Origin of the sequence: Megasphaera sp. DJF_B143 (assembly GCF_900320625.1) — a bacterium.
GTDB classification, from domain to species: domain Bacteria; phylum Bacillota; class Negativicutes; order Veillonellales; family Megasphaeraceae; genus Megasphaera; species Megasphaera hexanoica.
In genome coordinates, this window is sequence record NZ_ONTA01000062.1 from 1 (window position 1) to 4,486 (window position 4,486).

Consider the following 4,486-nt stretch of genomic DNA (forward strand, 5'->3'; position numbering starts at 1 on the left):
CAATGAAGATGGCACGATTAAAAAGATTGTAGCCTGTCATGACGTAGGAAAAGTAGTCAATCCCCGGAGTCTGGAAGGGCAGATTGAAGGCGGTACCGTCATGGGCTGTGGCTATGCCCTGACGGAGCAGTATCCTCTTGATCACGGCAGGCCGACGGCTAAGTACGGGACACTGGGATTATTCCGTGCCGACAAGGCACCTGTCGTAGAAGCGATTCCCCTGGAAAAGAAAGGGGTAGACGTATCGTACGGTGCTATCGGCGTCGGTGAAATCACATCTATCCCGACGGCACCAGCTGTAGCAGGGGCGTACTACCGCTGGAATGGTGAGTTTCAGACGGAACTTCCCCTGAAAGGCACGCCCTATGCCAGAAAACAGGCAAAAAAATAAACCGGCCGTACTTTTCAGATGGGATGCTATCGCTTATAATAAAAAAATAAAAAGAAACCGGCAGTTCCAGCAAGCCGGTTTTCTTTCTCCCTGCGTTATTCGCGTATAAAAATATCGCCTGAAAGGAGCAGATCGTCATGAACAGAGAGCAGGATAAGAGACTGCGGTGCAAGGTCACGGTCCGCATGATGACCGATGAAAAAGCCTTTGGTCCCGGTGTAGCCGAATTACTTTCCGGTGTGCGGCGCACCGGGTCGCTGCAGGGGGCTGCCCAGGCCATGCACATGTCTTACAGCAAAGCCTGGACGGTCGTGCGGGCAGCTGAAGAAATCTGGGGATTTCCCCTGACAGAACGACAGGCCGGCGGTAGCCATGGAGGGCACAGCCGGCTGACGAAGGCTGCAGAAATTCTTCTCCAGCGGTATGAAAAATTGGAAGAGAAAGTAAATGAAACGGCGAGACAGGAGTTTGAGCGTTCATTTAATCCCGGTGAAATTACCCGGTTAAAGGAGTTAGGTCATGAAACAACATAATTGTATTATCGTCCGTGGGGGTGGGGATCTGGCCACTGGTGTCATACAAGCGTTATGGCGGGCCGGTTTCCCCGTAGTATCCCTGGAAGTGGCCGCGCCGTCAGCCATCCGTCGTCAGGTAGCCTTGTCAGAGGCCGTGTATGATGGCCGCTGTACGGTAGAAGATATGATGGCTGTCTGCTGCCATACCTATGAAGACGTGCAGCAGGCCTGGGAAAAAAATCAGATTCCCCTTATGATTGATCCGGAAGGAAAGGCAATTGCCGATCTTAAGCCGGCTGTCGTCGTCGATGCAATCCTCGCTAAAAAGAACCTGGGCACGACGCGGGACATGGCGCCCTGTGTCATCGGACTCGGTCCGGGATTTACGGCTGGGTGCGATGTGGACTACGTCATTGAAACGAAGCGGGGTCATAATCTGGGGCGGATCATCACCGATGGAACGGCTGCTGCCAATACGGGAATTCCCGGCATCATTGCCGGATATGGGAAAGAACGGGTAATGCACAGCCCGGCCGCAGGATATGTGTATGGACTGGTGCGGATTGGCGATATGGTGGAACAGGGCGATCCCGTAGCCATCATCACCGGGACCCCACAGGATACCGTTTCTATCTGTACGGAAGGGACGCTCATCCGGGCCAGCCTGACCGGTCTGGTACGGGGGCTGATCCGGGACGGGTATCCCGTTACGCCAGGGTTTAAGACTGCCGATATCGATCCCCGGAAGGAAGAACTGAAAAACTGCTTCACCATTTCAGATAAAGCCCGGTGCCTGGGCGGTGCCGTACTGACGGCTGTCCTGATGGATCAGAAGAAAAAAGGAGTGCAGAAACGATGAAAAAAATGCGTACCGTCGATGCCGTCGGGCAGGTGCTCTGTCATGATATTACACAGATCATCCGTGGCGTGAGCAAGGGTCCCGTCTTCCGCAAGGGGCATATTATCCAGCCGGAAGACATTCCCGTTCTGCTGTCGGTGGGAAAAGAACAGATTTATATCTGGGAAAATAATGAACATATGCTTCATGAAAATGATGCGGCAATCATCCTGCGGGATATCTGTCAGGGCAGTCATATTGCGGCTGGAGAACCTAAGGAAGGCAAAATAGAACTGACGGCGGACTGTGACGGTCTGTTTCTCGTCGATACGCAGGGCCTGTACCGGGTCAATGCCCTGGGTCAGATGATGATTGCCACCCGGCATGGCGGATTTGCCGTCAGAAAAGGAGACCGTCTGGCCGGGACGCGGATCATTCCGCTGGTCATTGAAAAAGAAAAGATGGAGGCGGCAAAACAGGCAGCCGGTTCCCAACCACTGATGCAGGTCGTCCCCTTCCGGAACATCCGCTATGGCGTCGTGACGACAGGAAGTGAAGTGTTCCACGGCCGTATCAAAGATACGTTTACCGATGTCATCGTTTCCAAAATGGCAGAATTCGGGGCGGTGATGGCAGCCCACGACATTCTCGATGACGATCCGGCGGCTATTACCCGGGCTATCAACGGCATGCTGGAACAGCACCTGGACATGGTTCTCTGCACGGGTGGGATGAGTGTCGATCCTGATGATCAGACGCCGCTGGCCATCAAAAATACGGGAGCCCGCATCGTATCTTACGGGGCGCCGGTCCTGCCAGGAGCGATGTTCCTCCTGTCCTATATGACCGACGGCCGGCCTGTCGTGGGATTGCCGGGATGTGTCATGTATGCTCGGCGGACTATTTTTGACCTCGTCCTGCCATCCCTTATTGCCGGCGTCCCCATTACGGCAGACCGGCTGGCATCTCTGGGAGAAGGCGGATACTGCCTGAACTGCCCGGTCTGTACCTTCCCGAACTGTGGATTTGGCAAATAGGAGGAAAGAATGGAACAGTTTTCTCATATTGATGAAGCAGGGAATGCCCGCATGGTAGACGTGGGCCAGAAGGAGATAACGGCACGGGAAGCCGTAGCCGTTGGGCGGATTTATATGAGCGATACCTGCTTTTCCATGGTACAGGCCGGTACTATGAAAAAAGGCGATGTACTTACGGTGGCCCAGATTGCCGGCATCATGGGTGCAAAAAGAACGAGTGATCTCGTTCCCCTGTGCCATATCCTGGCACTGACCAAGTGTGCCGTAACCTTTTCTCCCGTACCGGAAGACCGTGCCATCGAGGCCCGCTGTCTGGTACGCTGCCAGGGCCGGACAGGTGTCGAAATGGAAGCGCTTACAGGTGTTTCTATAGCCCTGCTTACCGTGTATGACATGTGCAAAGCCGTCGATAAAAATATGCACATCGAACAGGTTCATCTGGTAGAGAAGAAAGGTGGCAAAAGCGGCCATTTTATCTATGGGAAAGGAGACGACCCACATGCGTGATACTTGGGGCCGTACTATCGATTATCTGCGTATTTCCCTGACGGACCGCTGCAATCTGCGCTGCCGCTATTGCATGCCCTCTGACGTGCCGTCTGTCGGGCACGATGAAATCCTGCGTTATGAAGAAATATTGGAAATTTGTAACGCTGCTGTTTCACTGGGCATCAATCGTTTTAAAGTGACCGGAGGCGAACCGCTCGTGCGAAAGGGAGCCCTTTCCTTTATATCAAAACTCACGGCGCTGCCGGGCGTCTGTGATGTGACACTGACCACCAATGGTCAGCTCCTGAATAAGGCCCTTCCTGTTCTCTGTCAGGCCGGAGTGAGCAGTATCAATATCAGTCTGGATACGCTTTCGGCCAGTCAGTATGCAAACCTGACCGGCGGCGGGAAGCTCGATGTGGTTCTATCCGCTCTCCGGCAGGCACTGACACGGCCAGTCAGAATTAAGGTGAATGCGGTGTTATTGGAGGAAACGGTGTCCCAGATCCTGCCTCTGGCGGAACTGGCCCGTGACTGGCCGCTGGACGTACGGTTCATTGAGCTCATGCCAATCGGCTGTGGCCGGCAGATGAAGGGTGTCCCTGTTGGCGAAGCTTTTTCCCGGCTGAAACAGGTCTGGCCCGACCTGTCCCCCTGCCGCCACCATGGCAACGGGCCGGCCGTCTACTATGGCAGTACTTCTCTTACGGGACATATCGGCTTTATCGGAGCCAATACGCACCAGTTCTGTCATAGCTGCAACAGGCTGCGTCTGACCAGTACGGGCGTATTGAAACCTTGTCTGTGCTATGAACAGGGCATATCTGTCAGAGACATTATCCGGAGCGGACTTCCCGACCGGCAGGAGCGGTTGCGGCAGGCCGTGACCAGAGCCATAATGGCAAAACCGGAACAGCACCAGTTTTCCGATGCCAGCCGGATTACAGAACATAAAACGATGAATCAGATTGGAGGATAAGATGGGACGCATAGAAGCCATATGTATTAGTACAGTACGGGGAACGCAGAAACAGCCCGTAGAGTCGGCAGAATTGGTCGCTGACTGGGGAATCCGGGGCGATGCCCATGCCGGCCACTGGCACCGCCAGGTCAGCCTGCTTTCGGCAGACCGGATTGACGCATTCCGTGCCCGCGGGGCCGATGTGCAGAGCGGGGCCTTCGGGGAAAATCTCGTCGTCCGCGGCTTTGACTTTTC

7 protein-coding genes are annotated in these 4,486 nt (G+C 54.6%); all 7 read left to right on the forward strand.

Annotated elements, in window-relative coordinates:
• The coding region (locus tag DBO31_RS01815; RefSeq protein WP_150824297.1) for a molybdopterin cofactor-binding domain-containing protein at window positions 1–391 on the forward strand (391 nt) is incomplete at its 5' end.
• Window positions 392–528: 137 nt separating this feature from the next.
• Window positions 529–924: a winged helix-turn-helix domain-containing protein gene (locus DBO31_RS01820; protein ID WP_075581668.1), complete on the forward strand. Its 396-nt coding sequence runs from the start codon at window positions 529–531 to the stop codon at window positions 922–924.
• The gene (gene yqeB / locus DBO31_RS01825; RefSeq protein ID WP_150824298.1) at window positions 911–1,765 is read left to right on the forward strand and encodes a selenium-dependent molybdenum cofactor biosynthesis protein YqeB; all 855 of its coding nucleotides are present in this window, start codon (window positions 911–913) and stop codon (window positions 1,763–1,765) included. The genes DBO31_RS01820 and yqeB overlap by 14 nt, the downstream gene beginning before the upstream one ends.
• The gene (locus DBO31_RS01830; RefSeq protein WP_150824299.1) at window positions 1,762–2,781 is read left to right on the forward strand and encodes a molybdopterin-binding protein; all 1,020 of its coding nucleotides are present in this window, start codon (window positions 1,762–1,764) and stop codon (window positions 2,779–2,781) included. The genes yqeB and DBO31_RS01830 overlap by 4 nt, the downstream gene beginning before the upstream one ends.
• Window positions 2,782–2,790: 9 nt before the next feature.
• Entirely contained in the window at window positions 2,791–3,288 is a 498-nt protein-coding gene (moaC, locus tag DBO31_RS01835; RefSeq protein WP_113856453.1) for a cyclic pyranopterin monophosphate synthase MoaC, read from the forward strand.
• Window positions 3,281–4,249: a GTP 3',8-cyclase MoaA gene (gene moaA / locus DBO31_RS01840; RefSeq protein ID WP_059076433.1), complete on the forward strand. Its 969-nt coding sequence runs from the start codon at window positions 3,281–3,283 to the stop codon at window positions 4,247–4,249. Before moaC ends, moaA begins: the two co-directional genes overlap by 8 nt.
• 1 nt (window position 4,250) lies before the next feature.
• Window positions 4,251–4,486, forward strand: a 236-nt coding sequence (locus DBO31_RS01845; protein ID WP_369907305.1) for an MOSC domain-containing protein, incomplete at its 3' end; no start/stop codon positions are given.

Coding starts and splice junctions, on each gene's coding strand:
- DBO31_RS01820 (WP_075581668.1), top strand. CDS start 529: ATGAACAGAGAGCAGGATAAGAGACTGCGGTGCAAGGTCACGGTCCGC.
- yqeB (WP_150824298.1), top strand. CDS start 911: ATGAAACAACATAATTGTATTATCGTCCGTGGGGGTGGGGATCTGGCC.
- DBO31_RS01830 (WP_150824299.1), top strand. CDS start 1,762: ATGAAAAAAATGCGTACCGTCGATGCCGTCGGGCAGGTGCTCTGTCAT.
- moaC (WP_113856453.1), top strand. CDS start 2,791: ATGGAACAGTTTTCTCATATTGATGAAGCAGGGAATGCCCGCATGGTA.
- moaA (WP_059076433.1), top strand. CDS start 3,281: ATGCGTGATACTTGGGGCCGTACTATCGATTATCTGCGTATTTCCCTG.